Source organism: Saccharothrix tamanrassetensis, assembly GCF_014203665.1.
GTDB lineage: Bacteria > Actinomycetota > Actinomycetes > Mycobacteriales > Pseudonocardiaceae > Actinosynnema > Actinosynnema tamanrassetense.
The window spans coordinates 225,765-248,143 of the sequence record NZ_JACHJN010000004.1; the positions used below are offsets into that span (position 1 = coordinate 225,765).

The 22,379-nt window shown below is 71.2% G+C and carries 23 protein-coding genes; 17 read left to right on the forward strand and 6 right to left on the reverse strand.

The annotated features are described in order from the left end of the window. The first annotated feature begins 65 nt into the window (after positions 1–65). Positions 66–476, forward strand: a complete 411-nt coding sequence (locus tag FHS29_RS14100; RefSeq protein ID WP_184691082.1) for a DUF4307 domain-containing protein — start codon at positions 66–68, stop codon at positions 474–476. A 191-nt stretch (positions 477–667) separates the two neighbouring features. After that, positions 668–1,156 carry a transcription elongation factor GreA gene (gene greA, locus FHS29_RS14105; protein ID WP_312864911.1) on the forward strand — a complete coding sequence of 163 codons (489 nt, stop codon included), beginning with the start codon at positions 668–670 and terminating at the stop codon, positions 1,154–1,156. A 180-nt stretch (positions 1,157–1,336) separates the two neighbouring features. Here the strand turns inward: greA and FHS29_RS14110 are convergent, their stop codons facing one another. After that, positions 1,337–1,831, reverse strand: coding sequence for an Lrp/AsnC family transcriptional regulator (locus tag FHS29_RS14110; RefSeq protein WP_184691084.1), 495 nt, complete (start codon positions 1,829–1,831; stop codon positions 1,337–1,339). A 74-nt stretch (positions 1,832–1,905) separates the two neighbouring features. On the opposite strand from FHS29_RS14110, the gene hppD reads away from it, so the two are divergent. From hppD to FHS29_RS14125, 3 genes are all read left to right on the forward strand, one after another. Beyond that, positions 1,906–3,087, forward strand: a complete 1,182-nt coding sequence (gene hppD / locus FHS29_RS14115) for a 4-hydroxyphenylpyruvate dioxygenase (protein ID WP_184691085.1) — start codon at positions 1,906–1,908, stop codon at positions 3,085–3,087. Positions 3,088–3,231: 144 nt separating this feature from the next. Then, complete coding sequence (locus tag FHS29_RS14120; protein WP_184691086.1) at positions 3,232–3,462, forward strand: hypothetical protein; 231 nt, start codon at positions 3,232–3,234, stop codon at positions 3,460–3,462. A gap of 144 nt (positions 3,463–3,606) precedes the next feature. After that, positions 3,607–3,876, forward strand: a complete 270-nt coding sequence (locus FHS29_RS14125; RefSeq protein WP_184691087.1) for a DUF2277 domain-containing protein — start codon at positions 3,607–3,609, stop codon at positions 3,874–3,876. 79 nt (positions 3,877–3,955) lie between these two features. Here the strand turns inward: FHS29_RS14125 and FHS29_RS14130 are convergent, their stop codons facing one another. The 3 genes from FHS29_RS14130 to FHS29_RS14140 form a co-directional block, all read right to left on the reverse strand. Then, positions 3,956–5,107 (reverse strand): cystathionine gamma-synthase, encoded by a 1,152-nt coding sequence (locus FHS29_RS14130; protein ID WP_184691088.1) that lies wholly within the window; start codon positions 5,105–5,107, stop codon positions 3,956–3,958. Between the two features lie 107 nt (positions 5,108–5,214). Then, entirely contained in the window at positions 5,215–6,333 is a 1,119-nt protein-coding gene (locus FHS29_RS14135) for an RDD family protein (protein ID WP_221455976.1), read from the reverse strand. 105 nt (positions 6,334–6,438) lie between these two features. Continuing rightward, positions 6,439–7,809: a cystathionine beta-synthase gene (locus FHS29_RS14140; protein ID WP_184691089.1), complete on the reverse strand. Its 1,371-nt coding sequence runs from the start codon at positions 7,807–7,809 to the stop codon at positions 6,439–6,441. Positions 7,810–7,940: 131 nt separating this feature from the next. Here FHS29_RS14140 and FHS29_RS14145 point away from each other — a divergent pair, with 131 nt between their 5' ends. Next, the gene (locus FHS29_RS14145) at positions 7,941–8,720 is read left to right on the forward strand and encodes an SGNH/GDSL hydrolase family protein (protein WP_184691090.1); all 780 of its coding nucleotides are present in this window, start codon (positions 7,941–7,943) and stop codon (positions 8,718–8,720) included. Positions 8,721–8,827: 107 nt separating this feature from the next. After that, the gene (locus FHS29_RS14150; protein WP_184691091.1) at positions 8,828–10,048 is read left to right on the forward strand and encodes an acetyl-CoA C-acetyltransferase; all 1,221 of its coding nucleotides are present in this window, start codon (positions 8,828–8,830) and stop codon (positions 10,046–10,048) included. 1,175 nt (positions 10,049–11,223) lie between these two features. On the opposite strand, the gene FHS29_RS14155 is transcribed toward FHS29_RS14150, so the two are convergent. Continuing rightward, complete coding sequence (locus FHS29_RS14155) at positions 11,224–12,024, reverse strand: Bax inhibitor-1/YccA family protein (RefSeq protein ID WP_184691092.1); 801 nt, start codon at positions 12,022–12,024, stop codon at positions 11,224–11,226. A gap of 252 nt (positions 12,025–12,276) precedes the next feature. Here FHS29_RS14155 and FHS29_RS14160 point away from each other — a divergent pair, with 252 nt between their 5' ends. From FHS29_RS14160 to FHS29_RS14170, 3 genes are read left to right on the forward strand one after another with little or no spacing between them, the layout of a single operon-like run. Then, positions 12,277–13,680, forward strand: a complete 1,404-nt coding sequence (locus FHS29_RS14160; protein WP_184691093.1) for a collagen binding domain-containing protein — start codon at positions 12,277–12,279, stop codon at positions 13,678–13,680. Continuing rightward, positions 13,677–14,375 (forward strand): class F sortase, encoded by a 699-nt coding sequence (locus FHS29_RS14165; RefSeq protein WP_312864912.1) that lies wholly within the window; start codon positions 13,677–13,679, stop codon positions 14,373–14,375. The genes FHS29_RS14160 and FHS29_RS14165 overlap by 4 nt, the downstream gene beginning before the upstream one ends. 57 nt (positions 14,376–14,432) lie before the next feature. Then, complete coding sequence (locus FHS29_RS14170) at positions 14,433–15,587, forward strand: polysaccharide deacetylase family protein (RefSeq protein WP_184691094.1); 1,155 nt, start codon at positions 14,433–14,435, stop codon at positions 15,585–15,587. A 132-nt stretch (positions 15,588–15,719) separates the two neighbouring features. Here FHS29_RS14170 and FHS29_RS14175 read toward each other — a convergent pair whose 3' ends face one another. Further along, entirely contained in the window at positions 15,720–16,742 is a 1,023-nt protein-coding gene (locus FHS29_RS14175) for a PQQ-dependent sugar dehydrogenase (RefSeq protein WP_184691095.1), read from the reverse strand. A gap of 216 nt (positions 16,743–16,958) precedes the next feature. Between FHS29_RS14175 and pqqA the strand changes: the two genes are divergently transcribed. The 7 genes from pqqA (at position 16,959) to FHS29_RS14210 (ending at position 22,366) form a co-directional block, all read left to right on the forward strand. After that, the gene (pqqA, locus tag FHS29_RS14180; RefSeq protein ID WP_184691096.1) at positions 16,959–17,069 is read left to right on the forward strand and encodes a pyrroloquinoline quinone precursor peptide PqqA; all 111 of its coding nucleotides are present in this window, start codon (positions 16,959–16,961) and stop codon (positions 17,067–17,069) included. Positions 17,070–17,164: 95 nt separating this feature from the next. Continuing rightward, positions 17,165–17,857 (forward strand): pyrroloquinoline-quinone synthase PqqC, encoded by a 693-nt coding sequence (pqqC, locus tag FHS29_RS14185; RefSeq protein WP_184691097.1) that lies wholly within the window; start codon positions 17,165–17,167, stop codon positions 17,855–17,857. Continuing rightward, positions 17,854–18,123: a pyrroloquinoline quinone biosynthesis peptide chaperone PqqD gene (gene pqqD, locus FHS29_RS14190; RefSeq protein WP_184691098.1), complete on the forward strand. Its 270-nt coding sequence runs from the start codon at positions 17,854–17,856 to the stop codon at positions 18,121–18,123. The genes pqqC and pqqD overlap by 4 nt, the downstream gene beginning before the upstream one ends. Then, the gene (gene pqqE / locus FHS29_RS14195; RefSeq protein ID WP_184691099.1) at positions 18,116–19,183 is read left to right on the forward strand and encodes a pyrroloquinoline quinone biosynthesis protein PqqE; all 1,068 of its coding nucleotides are present in this window, start codon (positions 18,116–18,118) and stop codon (positions 19,181–19,183) included. The genes pqqD and pqqE overlap by 8 nt, the downstream gene beginning before the upstream one ends. After that, positions 19,180–20,055 (forward strand): pyrroloquinoline quinone biosynthesis protein PqqB, encoded by an 876-nt coding sequence (gene pqqB / locus FHS29_RS14200; RefSeq protein WP_184691100.1) that lies wholly within the window; start codon positions 19,180–19,182, stop codon positions 20,053–20,055. The genes pqqE and pqqB overlap by 4 nt, the downstream gene beginning before the upstream one ends. Before the next feature lie 75 nt (positions 20,056–20,130). Beyond that, positions 20,131–21,396 carry a sensor histidine kinase gene (locus FHS29_RS14205; protein ID WP_184691101.1) on the forward strand — a complete coding sequence of 422 codons (1,266 nt, stop codon included), beginning with the start codon at positions 20,131–20,133 and terminating at the stop codon, positions 21,394–21,396. 322 nt (positions 21,397–21,718) lie between these two features. Beyond that, positions 21,719–22,366 carry a LuxR C-terminal-related transcriptional regulator gene (locus tag FHS29_RS14210; RefSeq protein ID WP_184691102.1) on the forward strand — a complete coding sequence of 216 codons (648 nt, stop codon included), beginning with the start codon at positions 21,719–21,721 and terminating at the stop codon, positions 22,364–22,366. Positions 22,367–22,379: the final 13 nt, after the last annotated feature.

Sequence of the window (22,379 nt, forward strand, 5' to 3'; positions counted from 1 at the left end):
CCCCTGCGACACTCAACGCGGCGATCGAGGGTCATTGTTCCCCACGGGCAGGAAGGCGTTGACAAGTGGCACTGCCCGAGGGCCGGTACGGCAAGCCCCGACGCCCCCTGCCCAAGTGGGCCCGCTGGTCACTGCCGGTGGTGGCGGTGCTGGTCGGCGCGGTGGTGGCCTGGGTCGGCTACCGGAACCTGGGCACCCAGCCCGTGGAGGCGAAGCAGACCGCGTTCGAGGTCCTGGACGAGCAGTCGGTGGAGATCACCTTCGAGGTGGTCCGGGACACACCCGACCAGGCGGTCGTGTGCATCGTCCGGGCACGCTCCGGTGACGGCGACGAGGCGGGCCGGCGGGAGGTCCTGGTCCCCCCCGGCGCCGACACGGCCTACGCGACAACGGTTCTGCGAACGTCGAAACAGCCGGCCACCGGGGAAGTGTTCGGCTGCTCCTACCAGGTCCCCGCGTACCTGTCCACAAGGTAGCGGCCAAGCGGGTGATCTGCGGGTTTAACGGCCGTCCCGGGAACAAAACGCCGTCGCTGAACGTTGTGAACGTGTTACTCTGGCCTTTCAGCACGGCCCCGGCGCGGGCCGTGTTTTTCCGTTCCGGGCGCGTGCGTCCGGGAACTGCCAGCCCACGCCGTGGGCCGGAGCAAGACGAGGAGTTGGTGACCGTGAGCGACACTGAGGTGACCTGGCTGACCCAGGAGGCCTACGACCGGCTCAAGGGAGAGCTGGACGAGATGATCGAGAATCGCCCGGTCATTGCTGCGGAGATCAACGCGCGCCGCGAAGAGGGCGACCTCCGCGAGAACGGCGGCTACCACGCGGCCCGCGAGGAGCAGGGCAAGCAGGAGGCCCGGATCCGCCAGCTCCAGGAGCTGCTGCGGGTCGCCAAGGTCGGCGAGGCGCCCACCGTGGCCGGTGTGGCCGCCCCCGGCATGGTGCTCACGGTCCGTTACGAAGGCGACGACGAGACCGAGGAGTTCCTGCTCGCCACCCGCGAGGAGGGCGCGCACGGCGCGCTGGAGGTCTACTCCCCCTCGTCCCCGCTGGGCAAGGCGCTGAACGGTGCGAAGGACGGCGAGACCCGCGAGTACGAACTGCCCAACGGCAGCACCATGAAGGTGACACTGATCAAGGCCGTGCCGTACGCGGGCTGATCCCACAGACACCGGGAGGGGCGGCCGCCGAGACGAGGTGGCCGCCCCTCCCGCTGTGTGTCGCCCTCCCGCTGTGTGTCGCCCTCCCGCTGTGTGTCGCCCTCCCGCTGGGTGTCACCCCCGCTGTGTGACCTCCGCCGTGTGACCTCCGCCGTGTGACCCCCGCCGTGGGTGGCCTGCTCAGCGGATGCGTTCCAGCAACGGCCGCACGCGCGGCGGGACGGGCGTCGACAACGCGATCGACGTGGACAGCCGCTGCACCCCCGGCACGTCCACGATCTCGTCGATGACGTGCTGCAGGTCGTCGTTCGAGCGGGCCACCATGCGCACGAACAGGTCGCCCTGACCCGTCGTCGCGTGCACCTCGCACACCTCGTTGATCGCCGCCAGGCCCTCCGACACCTCCTGCCGGCGCCCCTGCGCGATCTCCAGCACCGCGAACGCGGTCAGCCCGTACCCCATCGCGGCCAGGTCCAGCGCCGGCGGGAACCCGGTCAGCACGCCCCGCGCGACCAGCCGGTCCAGCCGCGCCTGGACGGTCCCCCGGGCCACGCCCAACCGGCGCGAGCACTCCAGCACCCCGAGCCGGGGCTCGTCGGTGAGCAACAGCAGCAGTCTGGCGTCCAGGCCGTCCAGGACCTGGTCAGAGTGTTCAGCTTGTCCGTCGGAAGCCATAGATCACTGTACAACCTGCCCAGTGGAAAACCAGACTGTTGCTCATCCTGCCTAACAGCCACATGCTGTGAGCTATGACGCAGCAGCTTGACGACGTGAGCTACGACCAGCTCCGCCAACTCGTGGGCCTGGTCGACTACGACGGGACGCGGGATCCGTTCCCCGTCCGCTCCATGGACGCCGTGGTCTTCGTGGTCGGCAACGCGACCCAGACCGCGTGGTTCTACCAGGTCGCCTTCGGGATGCAGCTCGTCGCGTACGCCGGGCCGGAGACCGGGCAGCGGGACCACAAGTCCTTCGTGCTCAAGTCCGGGTCGGCGCGGTTCGTGATCAACGGCGGGGTGCAGCCGGAGAGCCCGTTGCTCGACCACCACCGCAAGCACGGCGACGGCGTGGTCGACCTCGCACTCGAGGTCGCCGACGTCGACAAGTGCGTGGCACACGCCCGCAGCCAGGGCGCGACCGTCCTGGAAGAGCCGCACGACGTCGAGGACGAGCACGGTGTGGTGCGCCGGGCCGCGATCGCGACCTACGGCGAGACCCGCCACACGCTGGTCGACCGGTCCCGCTACACCGGCCCCTACCTGCCGGGGTACGTGGCCCGCAAGAGCACCGTGGTCCGGCCCGAGGGCGCGCCGAAGCGGCTGTTCCAGGCGGTGGACCACTGCGTGGGCAACGTGGAACTCGGCAAGATGGACTACTGGGTCGAGTGGTACAACCGCGTGATGGGCTTCGTGAACATGGCGGAGTTCGTCGGCGACGACATCGCCACCGACTACTCGGCGCTGATGAGCAAGGTGGTGTCCAACGGCAACCACCGGGTGAAGTTCCCGCTCAACGAGCCCGCCGTGGCGAAGCGCAAGTCGCAGATCGACGAGTACCTGGAGTTCTACACCGGTGCCGGCGTGCAGCACATCGCGCTCGCCACCAACGACATCGTCGCCACGCTGACCGCCATGCGCGCGGCCGGCGTCGAGTTCCTGGAGACCCCGGACTCGTACTACGACGACCCGGAGCTGCGGGCTCGCATCGGCGAGGTGCGCGTGCCCATCGAGCAGCTGAAGGAGCACCGGATCCTGGTCGACCGGGACGAGGACGGCTACCTGCTGCAGATCTTCACCAAGCCGATCGGCGACCGGCCGACCGTCTTCTACGAGCTCATCGAGCGGCACGGGTCGCTCGGCTTCGGCAAGGGCAACTTCAAGGCCCTGTTCGAGGCGATCGAGCGCGAGCAGGAGCGTCGGGGCAACCTCTGACGTCGTGACACGTGCGAAGGCCGGTCCGGGACACCCCCGGGCCGGCCTTTCCTGTGGGAACGCTGAGACGCGCTCTCCGCGCCGGGTCTGACCGGTACCCTCGGAAGCGGGGATATCTCACACAGCATTCACTCGGGAGGTGGCATGGCGCTCGCGCGACGGGTCACCGCGGTGGTCCCGCTCGTCGGAGCGGTGGCCACGGCCGTGGCGTTGACCGGTGCGGCCTTCTTCACCGTGGCCCACGCGGGCTGCGCCGACACGGGCCGGTTCGTGGAGCGGGACGGCGTGGTCGAGTTCGTCGGCGGCTGCGTGGACGGGCAGGACCTGCCCGCCGTGCCGAAGGTGGAGAACCTCCGCTACGACGTCAAGCCCTGAGCCGGTCCACCGGTCCGGGCGGACCACCCGGCGGACCAGGGCCGGCGAAGCCGTGTGGGTGGAACGGGAGCCGGACGGCACGGGTTCGGGCACGGGTTGCCGGGACACCACGTGCACCGGGCGGATTTCGGCGATAGTGGGTGCATGTGCCGAAACATCCGGGTGCTCCACAACTTCGAACCGCCCGCCACCGAGGACGAGATCCAGGCGGCGGCGGTGCAGTACGTGCGCAAGGTCAGCGGGGCGACCCACCCGTCCGCGGTCAACCAGGAGGCGTTCGACGCCGCGGTGGCGGCGGTGACCGAGGCCACCAGGGTCCTGCTGGAGTCCCTGGTGACCAAGGCACCGCCCCGTGACCGCGAGGTGGAGGCCGCGAAGGCGAAGGAACGCTCCGCCGCCCGCTTCGGCCGCTAGCAGCCCGGCCGGACGTCCACCGGACGCCCGGCCGGGACCGTGAGCCTCCGGCAGGTCGCGCGTGGGCAGTCCGGGAACGTCAGCCCAGGGCGTCGAGCAGGTCGGCGACCAGGTCCTCGCCGGACTCGATGCCCACCGAGATGCGGATCAGGTCGGCCGGCACCTGGAGCAGCGAGCCGGCGGTGCTGGCGTGCGTCATCCTCCCGGGGTGCTCGATCAGCGACTCGACCCCGCCCAGCGACTCGGCCAGGGTGAACAGCTTCGTGCGCGAGCAGACCGCCAGCGCCGCCTCCTCGCCGCCTTCGACGGTGAACGAGACCATCCCGCCGAACCGGCGCATCTGCTTGGCCGCCACCTCGTGCCCGGGGTGGTCGGGCAGGCCGGGGTAGAGCACGGACGTCACGCGCGGGTGCCGCGACAGGGCGTCCGCGACCAGCTCGGCGTTGTCCGAGTGCTTCTCCATGCGCACTTCGAGCGTCTTGATGCCGCGCAGCGTCAGCCAGGCGTCGAACGGGCCGGGCACCGCGCCCGCGCCGTTCTGGAGGAACCCGAACGCGGCGTCCAGTTCGTCGTCCGAGGTGATCAGCGCGCCACCGATGACGTCCGAGTGGCCGCCCACGTACTTGGTGGTCGAGTGCAGCACGACGTCCGCGCCCAGCGCGAGCGGGCTCTGGAGGTAGGGCGAGGCGAACGTGTTGTCCACCACGAGCCGCGCGCCCGCCGAGTGCGCGACCTGCGCCAGCAGCGCGATGTCGGCGATGTTCAGCAGCGGGTTGGTGGGCGTCTCCAGCCAGACGACCTTGGTGTTGGGCCGGATCGCGGCGCGCACCGCGTCCACGTCGGACAGCGCGACCGGCGTGTGCTCGATGCCCCAGTGGCCGAACACCTTGTCGATCAGGCGGAACGTGCCGCCGTAGGCGTCGTTCGGGATGACGACGTGGTCACCGGGACGGCACAGGGCGCGCAGCGCGGCGTCGGTCGCGCCCATGCCCGAGGCGAACGCGCGGCCGTGCCGCCCGCCTTCCAGCGCGGCCAGGCACTCCTCCAGCGCGGCCCGGGTGGGGTTGCCGGTGCGCGAGTACTCGAAGCCGCCGCGCAGCCCGCCGACGCCGTCCTGGGCGTAGGTGGAGGTGGCGTGGATGGGCACGATGACCGAACCCGTGGTGGGGTCCGGGTCCTGTCCGGCGTGGATAGCCCTGGTCGCGAAACCATAGTGGCCGGTTTCCGTCATAGCTCCAGCGTAGAGGGTGTCCCAAAGCGACTGCCCGCCAGCCGGGACGGCTGACGGGCAGTCGGTCGGGCTGCGCCCAGCCCGTGGTCAGGACCTCGGCGCGGGCGTCACCACTGCTGCTGCGGCGGCTGCTGGCCGTACGGGTTCTGCTGCTGCGGCTGGCCGTACGGGTTGGCCTGCGGGGCCTGGCCGTAGCCGGGCTGCGGCTGGCCGTACGGGTTGGGCTGCTGACCGGGGTAGCCGCCCGGCATGCCGCCGCCGGGGGCGCCCGTGTCGGGGGCGTTCACCACGATGGTGCCGAGGATCTTGTCCGCCCAGGTCTGCTTCTTGGCCTCCCACAGCGGCGCGAACCAGCCCGCGTAGCAGGGCAGCGAGTCGACGGCGTGGCAGAGGTGCCGGACGAACGCGTTGCCGAAGCCGATCGGCTGCCCGGTCTCCTCCTTCAACAGCTTGATCTTCGCCATCTTCTTGCCGTACGACTGGCCGGTGGTGCCCGCCAGGTACCAGGAGTTGTAGATCAGCCAACCCAGCAACGCCAGGTAGCCCACACCGCTGAGCACCAACGCGATCGTCGGGTCGCCGCTGACCGAGCCGACGATGACCAGGATCGCCACGATGACACCGGGTGCGACGTAGTCGATCAGGGCGCCCACGGCGCGCGAGCCCCACTCGGCGTAGCCGGTGGCGGGCGGCGCGAACGCGGGCCGGCCGTAGCCGGGCTGCCCGCCCCACGCCTGCTGCTGCGGCTGGCCGTACGGGTTCTGCTGCTGCGCGTACGGGTTCGCCTGCGGTTGGCCGTAAGGGTTCTGCTGGGGCTGGCCGTACGGGTTGGACTGCGGGACCTGGCCGTAGGCGGGCGGCTGCGGGGGCTGGCCGTACTGACCCGGCTGCTGCTGCGGCGGCTGCCCGTACGCGGGCGGCTGCTGGGCGGCGAACCCGCCCGACGGCGGCTGCTGCGCCGGGAAGGCGCCCGACGGCGGCTGCTGGCCGTACGGGTTCTGCTGCTGGGTCGCGCTCGGCGGCACGACCTGCGTCGCGTCCGGGTTCGCCTGCTGCTGGCCGGAGGGCACGACCTGGGTCGCCTCCGGGGGCGGGAACGCAGGGGACTGCCCACCGCTCGACACGACCTGGGTCGCGTCGGCGTTCGGGGGCTGGGCACCCTGCCCCTGCTCCTGCTGGTGTTGGCCGCCGAACTGCTGGTTCTCTGGCGGCTGCGGAGCGTTCATCGGAGTTTCCAACCCCCTTGGCGTGGGCCGTAGGCGTATGAGTCGGTGGCCAACGCTAGCGGATGGGAACACGCCCGCCACCAGCAACCGGACAATGTGTCGTGATCAGCGTCCGGCGAGGAAAGTCAGCACGTCCTGGCGGGTGACCACGCCCGCCGGCTTGCCGTCGTCCAGCACCAGCGCACCGTCCGCTGAGGACAGTGCCTGCATCGCGGCGCTGATCGACTCGCCCGAGCCGATGGTCGGCAGCTTCAGCGACATGTGCGCGTCGAGCCGGTCGGTGAGCTGCGCCTTGCCGGTGAACAGCGCGTCCAGCAGGTCCCGTTCGTTGACCGCGCCGGACACCTCGGCGGCCATCACCGGGGGCTCGGCGTTGACCACCGGCATCTGCGAGACGCCGTACTCGCGCATGATCGCGACCGCCTCGGCGACCGTCTCATTGGGATGGCCGTGCACCAGGTCCGGCATGGTGCCGTCCTTGCGCCGCAACACGTCCCCGACCGTCGCGCCGGACGTGTCGGGCGACAGGAAGCCGTACTGCGCCATCCACTTGTCGTTGAACACGCTCGACAGGTAGCCGCGCCCGCCGTCCGGCAGCAGCACCACGACCACGTCGTCCGGGCCGCAGTTCTCCGCGACGCGCAGCGCCGCCGCGACCGCCATGCCGCACGAGCCGCCGACGAGCAGGCCCTCTTCGCGGGCGAGCCGGCGGGTGATGTCGAACGAGTCCTTGTCCGTCACCGCGACGATCTCGTCGCACACGTTCCGGTCGTACGCGTCCGGCCAGAAGTCCTCGCCGACGCCCTCCACGAGGTACGGCCGGCCGGTGCCCCCGGAGTACACGGAACCCTCCGGGTCCGCGCCGATGACCTTCACCCGGCCCCCGGAGGCCTCCTTGAGGTACTTGCCGGTGCCGGAGATGGTGCCGCCGGTGCCGACGCCCGCCACGAAGTGCGTGATGCGGCCCTCGGTCTGCCGCCACAGTTCGGGACCGGTGCCGTGGTAGTGGCTGGCCGGGTTCTCCGCGTTGGCGTACTGGTTGGGCTTCCACGCGCCGGGGATCTCGGCGACCAGCCGGTCCGACACGTTGTAGTAGGAGTCCGGGTGCTCGGGCGCGACGGCCGTCGGGCACACCACGACCTCGGCGCCGTACGCCTTGAGCACGTTGCGCTTGTCCACGCTGACCTTGTCAGGGCAGACGAAGACGCACTTGTAGCCCTTCTGCTGGGCCACCAGCGCGAGCCCGACCCCGGTGTTGCCCGAGGTGGGTTCCACGATCGTGCCGCCCGGCTCGAGCTCCCCGGACCGCTCGGCCGCCTCCACCATGCGCAGTGCGATGCGGTCCTTCACACTGCCGCCGGGGTTGAAGTACTCGACCTTGGCCAGGATGAGCGGCCGGAGCCCCTCGGCAACCGCGTTCAGCTTCACGAGCGGCGTGTTGCCGACCAGGTCGACGATGCTCTCGACGTACTCCACCGAAGGTCCCTTCCCACTGCGCGAAATGACCCGATGAGCGTACTTGCTGCGATGTGTCCCGCGAGTCACGCGCGGATGGCGGGCAATCCGCGCGTCCCGGTGGAAGATCGACCGCAAGGGGGTGGTCGGTCGTGAGGTGGAGGCGTCTCATCGCGCTGACCGGGGTGGCCGTGGGCGGGCTGGCCGGGGTGGCGTACGGGCTGTTCACGTCGCAGTCGCGGCGGGCCAGGGTGGTCATCGGCCTGCCCGACGGGCCACCGCTGCGCGCCGACGGCGTGTACGGGCGGGGCGCGGGCGAGCCGTTGCGGTTCGCCGTCCTCGGCGACTCGATGGCCGCGGGCCTGGGCGTCGACGACCCGGCGGAACTGCCCGGCGTGCTGCTGGCGAACGGGCTGGCCGACGAGACGGGCCGCCCGGTCTGCCTGGAGACCCACGCGGTCAGCGGCTCGACCACCCGCGACCTGCCCGCGCAGGTCGACCGCGTGGTGGCCGACCCGCCGGACGTGGCGCTGGTGATCATCGGCGGGAACGACGTGACCACCCGCATGTCCGTCGCCGCGTCCGCGGCGCTGCTGGGCACCCAGGTCCACCGGCTCCGCGAGGCCGGCATCGGCGTGGTGGTCGGCACCTGCCCCGACCTCGGTTCCATCCGGCCCATCGCCCAACCGCTGCGCTCGGTGGCCCACGAGTGGAGCCTGCGGCTGGCCCGCGCCCAGCGCCGCGAGGTCGAGCGGGTCGGCGGCGTGGCGGTGGCGCTGGGCGACCTGCTGGCGGCCGAGTTCACCGCCCGCCACGTCGACTACTTCAGCCGCGACCGGTTCCACCCCAGTGCGGCGGGCTACGAGGCCGCCGCCTCGGTGCTGCTGGCGCCGCTCTGGGCCGTCGTGACCAGCCCTGACGCACGGTCGTAGACCGGACGGCGGACGCGCGGCGTCGTAGGTCACGAGTGGTAGCCGGGCTGAACAGGCGTTAACTAGGCTTCTGACCCGAGATGGCGGCGAAACAAAGGAGTTCCGTAATGCCTGAGGCCGTGATCGTCTCCGCAGCCCGGTCCCCCATCGGGCGTGCGGGCAAGGGATCGCTGAAGGACGTCCGGGCAGACGACCTGACCTTGCAGGTCCTGCGGGCGGCCTTGGCGAAGGTGCCGCAGCTGGACCCGAACGACATCGACGACCTGATGCTGGGCTGCGGCCTGCCGGGCGGCGAACAGGGCTTCAACATGGGGCGGGTGGTGGCCGTGCTGGCGGGCTACGACAACCTGCCCGGCACCACCGTGACGAGGTACTGCGCGTCCAGCGTGCAGACGACCCGGATGGCGCTGCACGCGATCAAGGCGGGCGAGGGCGACGTGTTCATCAGCGCCGGCGTCGAGACCGTGTCGAGCTTCGCGCGCGGCAGCTCCGACAGCTGGCCGAACACCCACAACCCGTTCTTCGCCGAAGCGGAGGCGCGCACCGCGTCCGTGGCCGAGCAGGGCGCCCCTTCGTGGACCGACCCGCGCACCACGGGCAACGTCCCCGACGTCTACATCGCGATGGGGCAGACGGCGGAGAACCTGGCGCTCGCCAAGGGCGTGACGCGGGAGGAGATGGACCACTTCGGCGTCCGCTCGCAGAACCTGGCGGAGAAGGCGATCGCCAACGGGTTCTGGGCGAGGGAGATCACCCCGATCACGCTGCCCGACGGCACGGTGGTGAGCACCGACGACGGCCCCCGCCCCGGCGTGACCTACGAGGGCGTGTCCGGCCTCAAGCCCGTCTTCCGCCCCGACGGCCGCGTCACGGCGGGTAACTGCTGCCCCCTCAACGACGGCGCGGCGGCCCTCGTGATCATGAGCGACACCAAGGCGCGCGAACTGGGGATCACCCCACTGGCCCGCGTCGTGTCGACCGGCGTGTCCGGCCTGTCCCCGGAGATCATGGGCCTCGGTCCGGTCGAGGCGTCCAAGCGCGCCTTGGCCCTGGCCGGCATGTCGATCGACGACATCGACCTGGTGGAGATCAACGAGGCCTTCGCCGCCCAGGTCATCCCGTCGTACCGGGACCTCGGCATCGACCTCGACCGGCTGAACGTGAACGGCGGCGCCATCGCCGTCGGCCACCCGTTCGGCATGACGGGTGCGCGGATCACCACGACGCTGATCAACTCGCTCCAGTTCCACGACAAGCAGTTCGGCCTGGAGACGATGTGCGTGGGCGGCGGCCAGGGCATGGCGATGGTCATCGAGCGGTTGAGCTGACGCGCGTCACGGAACGAGGCGAGAATCGTCCTTACCTCAAGTAGAGAGGTGGGGATCAGATGCCGTACGTGTGGTGGCACAGCGGGTACGACTCGCTGTGCCACGCTTTTCCAGCGACCCAACGGTCCAGGACCTACTTCGAGGCCGCCTGCACCCACTCCGTGCCACCGGAACACCTGGTACGAGAACCCACCGGCCCACTCTGCGTACCGTGCCTGATCAAGGTCGGCTCGGACCTGCCCGCCGAGGACCCGACCAGAGTCGGCAACAGCTGGCGCGACTAACCCGCACCTCTACGGGTTCAACCCTGCGCCTCCCCCTGCGCCCTCACCCCTGCGCCCTCACCCTTCCGGGCTCATACCGCCGGCCTCCCCCTTCTGGGTTGACTCCTGCGCCACCACCCTTCGGGCTTCACCACGCCACCCCACCGAGTGACACCCGCGCCTTCGCCCTAAGCAGCCACCGCAGACTCGCCGCTCGCCACGCGCCCGCCGCACGCCGCACGCCAGTCGCTGCCCACAGCACCTCGCCAGCCAGCCGCGCCAGCCAGCCCCGCCAGCCAGCCGCGCGCAGCGCACACCTCTCCGCCTGCGTGTCATCCCCGTATGGCCTGCGCGCCAGCGAACCGCATGTGTCAAGGGCAGATCGAACCCGCGACCACCGCACACGCTTCACGATCTGCCCTTGACGCATGTGGTTGTCTCCGACCAGGCCATACGGGGATGACACGCAGACCACCGCCCACACCGCACCCCAAAGCTCGAAGAGCTTCGCAGGGCTCTTGTGGAGATCCTTGGCGGCCAGCCCGTCCGGCGAGGACGCTTTTCAAGCCCGTAGACCCATTCACCGACGCGACCCGCCAGCACCAAGGCTCCACCAGCACCGGGGCTCCACCAGCACCAAGGCTCCACCAGCACCAAGGCTCCGCCAGCACCGGGGCTCCGCCCCAGCCGGAGGATTCTCACCACCAGATAGGTGCACAAACCGCCGCAGGCCACGCTTCGCAGGCGTCCCCTCGAAGTGAACGCCCCCGACACACACCCAACCACCCAGGTACGACATCCCGCCCCACGAACCTGAGAACCCGCTGAACCGCTCCCAGCGCCCCTCACACCCCCGGAAAGCACACAGGGCGCCCGGCCAACCGGCCGGACGCCCCGCGCACACCCAACAGACTAATCGCGCTGCAGGTACGACAGCAGTCGCAGGATCTCCAGGTACAGCCACACCAGCGTGGTCATCAGGCCGAACGCCGCCCACCACGCCCACTTCGCGGGCACACCCGAACGGATCATCTCGTTCGCGGCCTCGAAGTCGAGCAGGAAGTTGAACGCCGCGATCCCGATCACCACGAGGCTGAACACGATGGCCAGCGTGCCGCCGTCCCGCAGCCCGGAGTTCACGCCGAACAGGCCGAGCACCAGGTTGCCGAGCATGAGCACGACCACACCGACGGTGGCGCCGATGATCCACTTGGTCAGGCGCGGCGTGACGCGGATCGCACCCGTCTTGTAGACCACGAGCATCGCGCCGAACACGCCGAACGTGCCCAGGATCGCCTGCCACGCGATACCGCTGTACAGCGCCTCGAACACACCGGTGATCGCACCGAGGAACACGCCCTCGGCGACCGCGTAGGTCATGACCAGCGGAGCGCTCGGGGTGCGCTTGAAGATGATGATCAGTGACACGACCAGGCCCACGATCAGGCCCGGCAGCATCAGCGCGAACGGCGCGACCTGGCCGGACAGCACCAGCCACGCCGAGACCAGACCGGTCAGCAGCGTCGTGGCCAGCGTGATCGCGGTCTTGGTGACCACGTCGTCAATGGTGATGGGGCGCTCGCCGGTGGTCGGCGGGGCACCCTGGAAGCCCCCGTACTGCTGTGCCTCGTACGGCTGGCCGAAACCTGCGTAGCTCCCGGAACCGCCGCTGGTCGGCAGGTTCCGGAACGCGGGGTTGCTGGTGGTACGCACCTCGTCCTCCTGTGGCGTTTTGACGCCGTCACGGGGTTCAACGACCACACGAGTCGATCGGTTCCCGTCGGGTAAAAGCGACTTTACCCGGGTTGTCGATCTCGGATCCACACCCCACGCTGCGGAGCGTAGTCATCCTTCCCACTCCCCTGGTGGCTTGTCCCCACCCGACACGACCCGTAAGGCTCTCCCCCGGCAGCCCGCCGAACCGGCGCTCGTTGCACACAGATACCCGAGGGGTCAGGTTAAGACATGGGGTGGAGACGACTCGCCGGCGCGCTGCTCGCGTCCGGTGTGGCCTTGCTCGCCGTTCCCGCGACATCCGACGCCCAGGTCCAGGAAGGCATCGGCTACAGCACGACCGCCCAGGGATACCGGGACAAGCCCAGCGACACCGATTGGCTCGGGTCCTACCTCTGGCAGGGCAAGCACGTCTGGTGCGTCCAGTACTCGCTGCTCGCCCCGGACAGCACCGAGCAGTACAAGGACCGCGACGAACTGAAGACCAAGGCCGGCGAGCCGCTGGCGCCCGAGGTCGCGGCGAACATCTCCTACCTGCTGCTGCGGTACACGACCAACCCCACGGCCGACGAGGCCGCGGCGCTGGCGCACCTGCTGCACACGTGGACGGCGTCGCCGCACGGCCGCATCTCGCTCGACCCGGGCAACGACTTCCGGCACATCGCGTACGACGAGCGGTTCCACTTCGACCAGCTGCCCCAGTCGGCGAAGGACGCGGTGGGCAGGCTGCGCGCGGACGCCGAGAGCAACCGGGGCCCGTGGACGGCGCAGGTCACCGCGCCGACCAAGGACCAGCTGATCGGCTCGCCGGACAGCTGGACCGTCGACATCGCCAAGGCGAACGGCTCCGGCGTCGGCGACGTGCCGGTGACCGTGGAGCTGGACCAGGCGACGCTGGAGGACGGCACGAACACCGTCGAGCTGCGGACGCCCGCCGACGGCAAGCCGCTGGCGGTGAAGGTGGTCCCGACCGGCGCGAAGCCGACGTTCAAGGTTCGGCTGGACAGCCCGGCGGACCGGCCGATCGTGCACGTGCCGGCGAACACCGACATGCAGCGGATCGTCACCACCGGGGGTGAGAAGAAACTCACCGCCGAAGCTGCCACGTCCGCCAAGACGGCCCCCGGCGTGCTCAGGGTCGGCAAGACCGACACCGAGACGGCCAAGGGCATCTCGGGCGTGGCGCTGCGGATCACCGCGGCCGACGGCACGGCTCCGGCGGTCGGGCAGGACGACGCGCCGCTGACCGGCCCGGACGGCAAGCCGATCGTGTTGCAGACCGCCGACGACGGCTCGGTCTCGGTGCCCGACCTGCGCACCCCGCAGGACGTGTGCGTGACCGAGGTCGCCGCGGCCAAGGGTTACGAGGAGAGCTTCGACCCCGCCGCGCCGCCCAAGGCGTGCGGGAAGGTCGAGGCCGGCCAAACGCTTGCGCTGGCGTTGACGAACAAGCCCAACAAGCCGATCGTGCCGATCACCATCCCCGCCGGCGCCGACGGTGCCGGCGTGGTGGCCAAGGGCGCGTTCACCACCTCGGTCGACACCGGGGCGGTGGTCGGGTTCGGCGGGGCCGTGCTGATCGGTGCGGCGCTGCTCGGGTTCGTCGCCCGGCGCAGGGTGGCTGCCCGGTCGTGAAGGCTTTCCTGACCGGCGCGGTGGTGGCGGGCGTGCTCGCCGCCGCCGCGCTGGTCTTCACGCCCGTCACCCCGGAGTCCGTCCAGGGCCTGCCCCGGCCCGGCGACGCCGTGGTGCCCCACCCGCTGGGTGACAGCCTGAGATCCGGCCGGGGCGTCGACCTCGCGGGGATGCCCGCCGGCGCGAACCCTCCCGCCGACCCGACGACGCCGACGACGCCGACGGCCACCACCACGGCCCCGGCCGCTCCGCCGACCCAGGCTCCCGGCACCGTCCGGCTGCCCCAAGGCGGGCTGGCCACGCTGATCCGCAAGGAGGTCACCGCCGACGGCGTGCTGCCGGTCCCGGAAGGGGTCGGCGAGGCCACCTGGTGGGGCGTCGACCTGGCCGCCGCCGAAGGCGCGACCGTGCTGGCCGGGCACGTGAACTGGAAGGGCCTCGCCGGGCCGTTCGACGAGTTGTGGCGGGCGGCGGTGGGCAGTGACGTGACCGTCGTGGACACCGCGGGCAAGACGTTCCGGTTCCGGGTGAGCCAGGTGCTGACCGTCCCGAAGGAGGAGTTGCCGCAGCGCGCGGTGGAGTTGTTCGGGCCTCGCGGCCCCCACCGGCTGGTCCTGGTGACGTGCGGCGGCCGGTGGGTCGGCGGTGACACCGGGTACGAGGAGAACCAGGTCGTCGTCGCCACGCCGATCTAGCCGCCCTCTTCGGTTGCGCACAGGCAACCTTCGACCACGATGAGTCGTCCTTGGGATGTGAAGCGTTGGGGTTGGCTCACCACGGGCGTCGCGTTGGCACTCACCCTGGTGGTGTTGGCGGTGCTGGGCGCGCAGGAGCCCCGCCCCGGTGGATCGCCCGGTGAGGTGGCCGCGCCGCTGCCGATCGCCCCTCGGGTGTCGTCCAGTCCCAGCGGCCCGACGCCCTCGGTGTCGCCTCCGGCCACCTCCCCGAAGTGGATGCGCCGGATGCAACCCGGCGAGAAGCCGCCGCAGTTCGTGCTGTTCTCGTTCGACGGCGCGGCGTCGAAAGCCCACTGGGACCGCGTGATGCCGTTGGCGAAACAGGTCGACGCGCACGTCACCGGGTTGCTGTCCGGGGTGTACCTGGTGCCGGACGCGGATGCCTCCACCTACGCCGGGCCGGGGCACCGGGCGGGGTACTCGTCCATCGGGTTCGGCGGCACGCGCGAGGAGGTCGCGGCCCGGATCGCCTACCTCAACGACGCGCTGGCCGCCGGGCACGAGATCGGGACGCACTACAACGGGCACTACTGCGTCGGTGACGAGCCGAGCGTGGGGCGGTGGAGCACCGCCGAGTGGGACCGGGAGCTGGATCAGTTCTTCGAGATCCTGGAGAAGGCCCGCGAGCAGGGGTTCCGGCTGGAACCCTCCGCGGTGCGGGGTGGGCGCACGCCGTGCCTCGAAGGCGACTGGGCGCAGGCGTTCCCGTCCATGCGCGGCCACGGGCTGGTCTACGACACCAGCCACGTGAGCCTGGGCGTGTCCTGGCCGGCGGTGGAGGACGGGATCTGGGAGTTCCCGATGCCCGAGGTCCGGGTGCCCGCGCTGGGGCGGCAGGTGGTGATGATGGACTTCAACCTCTGGTACGCGCTGAACGGGGCGAAGGACGATCCCGGTCCGCCCGGCGAGTACACGCAGGTCGTGCTGGACACCTACCGGTCGGTGTACCTGGCCGCCCTCAACGGCAACCGCGCGCCCATGGTGGTCGGCAACCACTTCAACGAGTGGGCCGGTGGGGCGTTCAGCCAGGCCGTGGAACGCTTCATGGGGGAGGTCTGCGTCCGCGAGGAGACCGTGTGCGCCACGTACACCGAGGTCATCCAGTGGATGCAGTTGCAGGACCCCGTCGTGTTGGAACAGCTCCGCCGGATGCCCGCCGCGCGCAACTGACCGCAGTCGCCGAACCGGCGCATGACCCGGCCCGACAGGCGAGACCCCGAGCCGACACACGAAGCCCCAGGTCCGGCGCACGAGGCCCACGGTCGTGCCGCCGCGCGGACCGTGGGCCTCGTGCCGGACGTGTCAGCCGTCCGTGCTCAGGATCCGGTCGTCGCCGGCCGCCGGGGTGCCCCGGCCGTCCTGGTTGGAGGTGCCCAGCCACAGGGTGTTGTCCGGGGCCGAGGCGACCGAGCGGACCCGGCCGTAGCCGGTGAACACCGACTGGGGAGTGCCCAGGTTCGTGCCCGTCACCGGGATCTTGTAGACCCGCCTGCCGGTGACGCTGCCGAGGTAGAGGTTGTTGTTGAAGAACGCGATGCCCGAGGGCCCGCCCTGCGAGGTCGGCCAGGTCTTCAGCGGGTTGGTGTACCGGCTGTCGTTGCACGGGCCTTCGCAGGTCGGCCAGCCGTAGTTCTTGCCGGACTGGATCCAGTTCAGCTCGTCGAGCCGGTTGTTGCCGAACTCCGTCGCGTACGCCCGGCCGTTCGCCCAGGTGATGCCCTGTGGGTTGCGGTGGCCGTACGAGTAGACCCTGGTGCCGAACGGGTTGCCGGGGGCCGGCTCGCCGGTCGTCGTGACCCGCAGGACCTTGCCGGCCAGGCTGTTCAGGTTCTGCGCGTTCGCGCTGACGCCCGCGTCGCCGGTGGTGGCGTACAGGAAGCCGTCCGGACCGAATTCCAGGCCGCCGCCGTTGTGGAAGCGGTTCTTCGGGATGCCGGTGACGATCGGCTCCGCCGTGCCGCCGGCGCCCAGCCTCAGCTTGACGATCCGGTTGTCGGAGGCGGCCGTGTAGTGGACGTAGACGGTGTTGTCGGTGGCGAAGGTCGGTGACACGGCGATGCCCATCAGGCCGCCTTCGCCGGCCGGCACCGCGTCGGCCACGGTGTGCAGCGTGGTGACCGCGGTACCGGTGATCTTCTTGATCTGCCTGGTGTCTCGTTCGGTGAAGACGCCGCTGCCGTCCGGCAGGAAACCGATGTCCCACGGGACGTCCTGGCCGGTGGCCAGGGTCCGTACAGCGAGCGCCGACGGTTCGGCCTGGGCCGGGGCCGCGACGGACGCGCCCAACAGCACCATGGCCAGAACCGCGCTTGGACGAGCACGCATGTGCGCTCCTCGTAGTCCGCACTGTGACGGCGGCGGAACGGCGGCTGCTCCGATGCAACCACACCCCGCGCGCAACGGGCAAGATTCATCGGAGGACAGACCACTGCGGCGTTGGGCAACGGTCCTTACGATCTAGCGCGCGGACCACCGAACGCTCTACCGTGGGGACTCCGCCGCCGACCCACGGAGAGACACGACAATCCGAGGAGTCGCGCCATGCCAGCCGAGAAGACGCCGAAGCCCACGTCGAAGCCCACCTGGGTGAAGCCGGACTTCCGCGACATCGACACCCCGATGGAAGTCACCGCGTACGCCGCGCGCGGCTGAGCCCGTCCGCGTCGTGGCTCCGGTCCGCCACCGGAGTCACGACGTCCTGCGCCCGGCGCGGGACCGGCGAGCCGGAAATCCTAGGGAGGCGCTGTATGTCCGAGCCGTTGCCCGAGGAGGAGTTCACCGCGCGGCTGCGGGCGCTCTCCTCCCGCTACTGGGACACCCACCCGTTCCACGTCCGGATGCACGCGGGCACGCTGTCCAAGGACGAGCTCCAGCTGTGGGCGGCCAACCGGTGGTACTACCAGCGCTGCATCCCGCGCAAGGACGCCGCCATCCTGGCCAACTGCCCCGACCCGGACGTCCGGCGGCAGTGGGGGGAGCGGATCGTCTGGCACGACGGCGCGCGGGCCGGCGAGGGCGGCGCGGAGAACTGGCTGCGGATGGCCGAAGCGCTCGGCCTGACCAGGGAAGAAGTGCTGGACGAGAGACACGTGCTGCCCGGCACCCGGTTCGCCGTCGACGCCTACGTGAACTTCGCCCGGAGCAAGCCGTGGGTGGAGGCGGTGGCGTCGGGGCTCACCGAGATGTTCTCGCGCGGCCTGATGACCCGGCGGTTGGCGGACATGCGGGCGCGGTACCCCTGGATCGCCGAGGAGGGGTTCGCCTACTTCACCACCCGGCTCAAGGTGATCGAGGGCGAAGGCCGGTCCACTTTGGACCTCGTGGTGCGCAACTGCGCCACCAGGGAGCAGCAGGAGGCGGCGGTGGCCGCCCTGGCGTTCAAATGCGACGTGCTGCGGGCGATCCTCGACGCCGTCGACTACCACTCGGGACGATCATGACCAATCTCGCCGCGACACCCCGGCTGGGCAAGGGTGTGAAGACCGCTTACGACCGGACCCGGGAGAGCCACGTCGTGCTGTTCCCGGAAGGCGTGCTGGTGCTCAACGAAACCGCCGCGGCGGTGGTCGGGCTGTGCGACGGGCGCCGGACGATCGCCGACATCGCGGCCCGGCTCGGCGAGGACTTCGCCGGGGTCCTGCCGGAGGACGTCGCCGAGCTGGTGACCCGGCTGGCCGCCCGCAGGGTGGTCGAGACCGATGGCTGAGGCGCCGTTCGGGCTGCTCGCCGAGCTCACCCACCGCTGCCCGTTGCAGTGCGGGTACTGCTCGAACCCGCTGGAGCTGGTGCGGCGGGACGCGGAGCTGGACACCGCCGAGTGGTGCTCGGTGTTCGACCAGGCGCACGCGCTGGGGGTGCTGCAGTTCCACCTCTCGGGCGGGGAACCGTTGGCGCGCAGGGACCTGCCCGAGCTGGTGAGCCACGCGAGCGGGCTCGGGGCGTACCTGAACCTGGTGACCAGCGGGCTGGGCCTGACCGCGGCCCGGCTGGACGACCTGCGCCGCCGCGGTGTGGACCACGTGCAGCTGTCGGTGCAGGACGCGGATCCCGGCAACGCCGACCTGATCGCCGGGGTGAAGGCGTTCGACCACAAGCTGGTGGCGGCGCGGCTGATCCGGGAGGCCGGGCTCCCGCTGACGGTCAACGTCGTGCTGCACCGGATGAACCTGGACCACGTCGGCGGCATCATCGCGCTCGCCGAGCGGATGGGCGCGGACCGGCTGGAGCTGGCCAACACCCAGTACTACGGGTGGGCGTTGCGCAACCGGGCCGCGCTGCTGCCCACGAAGGAGCAGTTGCGGCAGGCGGACCTGGTGGTGGCGCAGGCCCGTGCCCGGTCGCGGATGGAGATCGTCTACGTGATCGCGGACTACCACGAGGCGCACCCCAAGCCGTGCATGTACGGGTGGGGCGCGCGGCAGTTGACCGTGGCGCCGAACGGCGACGTGCTGCCGTGCCCGGCCGCGACGGTGATCGAGCACCTCGGGATCGAGAACGTGCGGGACCGGCCGTTGGCCGAGATCTGGTACGAGTCCTCGGCGTTCAACGCGTTCCGCGGGTTCGACTGGATGCGTGAGCCGTGCCGGTCCTGCGTCCGCAAGGAGATCGACTTCGGCGGGTGCCGGTGCCAGGCGTTCCAGTTGACCGGCGACGCGGCCAACACCGACCCGGTGTGCTCGCTGTCGCCCGAGCGGGCCAAGGTCGACCTGGTGCTGGACACCGAGACCGGTCCCGCGCCGCTGGCCGTGCGGAAGGTGGCGCGGTGAAGGTCGTGCTGCTCGGGACGGCGGCGGGCGGTGGTGTGCCGCAGTGGAACTGCGCGTGCGGGCCGTGCGCCGAGGTACGGGCGGGCAGGCTGCCCGCGCGTACCCAGGACTGCCTGGCGGTCAGCGGCAACGGGGTGGACTGGTGGCTGCTCAACGCCTCCCCCGACATCCGGACCCAGCTCACCGCGACGCCCTGCCTCGACCCCGGTCCCGGCCCGCGTGACACGCCGGTGCGCGGCGTGCTGTTCACCGACGCCGAGCTCGACCACACGCTCGGGCTGCTGACGTTGCGCGGTGCGGCGGGGCTGCGGGTTCACGCGCCCGCGACCGTGCTGCACGCGTTGACCGACACGCGGGGTGTGCTGGACAAGTACGCCGCGTGGACGTGGCGGCAGGTCGAGCCGGAGCAGACGTTCACGCTGGCGGGCGGGCTGGAGGTGACCGCGTTCCCGGTCAGCGGCAAACGGCCGAAGTACGCGGGCGAGTCCCCGGTGGCGGGCCACTGGGTGATGGCCTACCGGCTGTTCGACCCGGCCACCGGCGGGATCGTGTTGTACGCGCCGTGCCTGGCCGGGTGGCCGCTTGGGTTCGACGAGCTGGTCGCCGAGGCCGACGTGGCGCTGCTGGACGGCACGTTCTACGCGCCCTCGGAGATGGGGGCGGCGACCGGGCAGCCCGGCGGGCAGTCCGCGATGGGGCACCTGCCGATCACGCACAGCCTGCCCGAGCTGCGCCGGCACCCGCACGTGCGGCGGGTCTACACGCACCTCAACAACACCAACCCGGTGCTCGACCCGGACTCCGCCGAGCACGCCAAGCTGCGCGAGGCGGGCGTGGAGGTGCTGCCGGACGGTGCCGTGATCGAGGTGTGACCGGGGTGTGACCGCGGTCCGATCGGGGGGTTAGACCCACCGCTTTCCCCCCGGCAGGCCGGAAGAATCAGCGGCATGACGGACCACGACCTCGTGCGCGGCGCGGGAACACGGCTGAGGACCGCGGCGCTGGCGTTCGCACGGGTGCCGCTGTGCGTGATCGGGTTGATCCTGATCCCGTTGCAGCTCTACACCTACCCGCTGATCCTGGTCACGGTCGGCGTGCCGCTGATGCTGGTGTTCACCGCGCTCGCCCGCCGCTACCTGGCGGTCCACCGGCGCTGGGCGGGACGGGTGCTGGAGCAGGTGATCGAGCCGCCGTACCGCCGGCCCGCCAACCGGGGGCCGATGACCAGGGTGCGGACCATCGCCACCGACCCGGCGACGTGGAAGGACCTGGCGTTCCTGCCGGTGAACGCGGTCGTCGGCGTGCTGGCCGGCGTGCTGCCGCTCGCGCTCTGGCTGGGTGGCGCGATCGGCGTGCTGACGCCGCTGCTGTGGCTGCTGGGAGCCGACGAGACGGAGTTCAGCGGGATCAGCATCGACACGCCCGGTGGCGTCGTCCTGGCACCGCTGCTGGGCATGGCGTACCTGGGGCTGGCGTGGTGGGGCACGTCCCGGATCGTGCGGTGGCACGCGATGTTGGTGCGGTTCATGCTCGCGCCCAGCGCCACGGCCGCGCTGACCGACCGGGTGCGGGAACTGTCCGACTCGCGGGCCGACACGGTGGACGCGCAGGCCGCCGAGCTGCGCCGGATCGAGCGCGACCTGCACGACGGCGCGCAGGCCCGGCTGGTGGCGCTGGGCATGAGCCTCGGCATGGCGGAGGAGCTGCTGGCCCGCGACCCGGACGCGGCGCGCGACCTGCTGGTGGAGGCGCGGCAGTCGTCGTCCCAGGCGTTGGCCGAACTGCGCGACCTGGTGCGCGGCATCCACCCGCCGGTGCTGGCCGACCGGGGGCTGGACGGCGCGCTGCGGGCCTTGGCCCTGGCGCACCCGCTGCCCGTCGAGGTCGACCTGGTGCTGGACGGCCGGCCGGAGGCCCCGGTGGAGTCGGCGGCGTACTTCGCGGTGGCCGAGACGCTGACGAACGTGGCCAAGCACAGCGGTGCGACCAGTGCGTGGGTGCGGGTGCGGCACGAGAACGGCAGGCTGGCGCTGATGATCGGGGACAACGGGCGGGGCGGGGCGGAGGCCACCGAGGACGGCGGGCTGCGCGGGATCGAGCGGCGGCTCGGGGCGTTCGACGGGACGCTCGGCATCGCCAGCCCGTCGGGCGGTCCGACCATCGTGACCATGGAGCTGCCCTGCGCCCTGTCCCCGGCACCGGCTTCGGCCTGACCCTCCGCGCTCGCGGTCCACGCGCCGACCGTTCGTCGGCCACGCCGCTTCGGCCGGCTTCGGCCTGACCCCTCCGCGCTCGCGGTCCCACCCCGCGACAGCCGGGATCGGGCCGCGAGCGCACGGACCAGCACCCCGGCCGGGCACCTGGAAGGGCACGGAGTCCCGGCCGGGCAGCGACCGGCCGGCGACGAACCGCCGACCGGCCGGTCCAAACCGGAGGCGCCGGATTCCGGCCGAAATGAGCACCGCTCGACAGTCGGTCCGGGCAGACTCGGCCACGGGGTCCGAGGGGCGGGCCGATCGCGATCATGGAGTTGCCGTGCGAGTTGTCCTCGGTGAAGACCTCGTCCTGCTCCGGGACGGCCTGATCCGGCTGCTCCAGGCCTACGACTTCGACGTGGTGGAGGCGGTCGACACCGGGCCGGCGCTGCTCAAGGCCATGGTCGACCACCGGCCGGACGTGGCGGTGGTCGACGTGCGGCTGCCGCCGACGTTCACCGACGAGGGGCTGCGGGCCGCGATCGAGGCGCGCAAGCGGGTGCCGGGGCTGCCGGTGCTGGTGCTGTCCCAGTACGTCGAGCAGCTCTACGCCCGCGAGCTGCTGTCCGACCGGGGCGGCGGTGTGGGCTACCTGCTCAAGGACCGGGTCTCGGACGTCAAGCAGTTCGTGGACGCGATCCGCCGGGTCGCCACGGGCGGCACCGCCATGGACCCCGAGGTGATCTCCCAGCTCCTCGCGCGCAGCGGGCGGGACCGGCCGCTGGCCACGTTGACGCCGAGGGAGCGCGAAGTGCTGTCGCTGATGGCCGAGGGGCGGTCGAACGGCGCGATCGCCGCACGGCTGTTCGTCACCGAGAAAGCCGTCGGCAAACACACCGCGAACATCTTCGGCAAGTTGGACCTGCCGTTGTCGGAGGACGACAACCGGCGGGTGCTGGCGGTGCTGGCCTATTTGGACCGGCTGTAAGTAATTACTTAGG

What these genes read in the sequence shown, in the direction of transcription:
- FHS29_RS14135 (WP_221455976.1), bottom strand. Translation starts at nt 6,333, where the DNA reads ATGAACGCTCCGCAGCCGCCAGAGAACCAGCAGTTCGGCGGCCAACAC.
- FHS29_RS14130 (WP_184691088.1), bottom strand. Translation starts at nt 5,107, where the DNA reads ATGACGGAAACCGGCCACTATGGTTTCGCGACCAGGGCTATCCACGCC.
- pqqC (WP_184691097.1), top strand. Translation starts at nt 17,165, where the DNA reads ATGTCCGAGCCGTTGCCCGAGGAGGAGTTCACCGCGCGGCTGCGGGCG.
- pqqE (WP_184691099.1), top strand. Translation starts at nt 18,116, where the DNA reads ATGGCTGAGGCGCCGTTCGGGCTGCTCGCCGAGCTCACCCACCGCTGC.
- FHS29_RS14175 (WP_184691095.1), bottom strand. Translation starts at nt 16,742, where the DNA reads ATGCGTGCTCGTCCAAGCGCGGTTCTGGCCATGGTGCTGTTGGGCGCG.
- hppD (WP_184691085.1), top strand. Translation starts at nt 1,906, where the DNA reads ATGACGCAGCAGCTTGACGACGTGAGCTACGACCAGCTCCGCCAACTC.
- FHS29_RS14110 (WP_184691084.1), bottom strand. Translation starts at nt 1,831, where the DNA reads ATGGCTTCCGACGGACAAGCTGAACACTCTGACCAGGTCCTGGACGGC.
- FHS29_RS14125 (WP_184691087.1), top strand. Translation starts at nt 3,607, where the DNA reads ATGTGCCGAAACATCCGGGTGCTCCACAACTTCGAACCGCCCGCCACC.
- FHS29_RS14205 (WP_184691101.1), top strand. Translation starts at nt 20,131, where the DNA reads ATGACGGACCACGACCTCGTGCGCGGCGCGGGAACACGGCTGAGGACC.
- FHS29_RS14120 (WP_184691086.1), top strand. Translation starts at nt 3,232, where the DNA reads ATGGCGCTCGCGCGACGGGTCACCGCGGTGGTCCCGCTCGTCGGAGCG.
- pqqD (WP_184691098.1), top strand. Translation starts at nt 17,854, where the DNA reads ATGACCAATCTCGCCGCGACACCCCGGCTGGGCAAGGGTGTGAAGACC.
- FHS29_RS14160 (WP_184691093.1), top strand. Translation starts at nt 12,277, where the DNA reads ATGGGGTGGAGACGACTCGCCGGCGCGCTGCTCGCGTCCGGTGTGGCC.
- pqqA (WP_184691096.1), top strand. Translation starts at nt 16,959, where the DNA reads ATGCCAGCCGAGAAGACGCCGAAGCCCACGTCGAAGCCCACCTGGGTG.
- FHS29_RS14150 (WP_184691091.1), top strand. Translation starts at nt 8,828, where the DNA reads ATGCCTGAGGCCGTGATCGTCTCCGCAGCCCGGTCCCCCATCGGGCGT.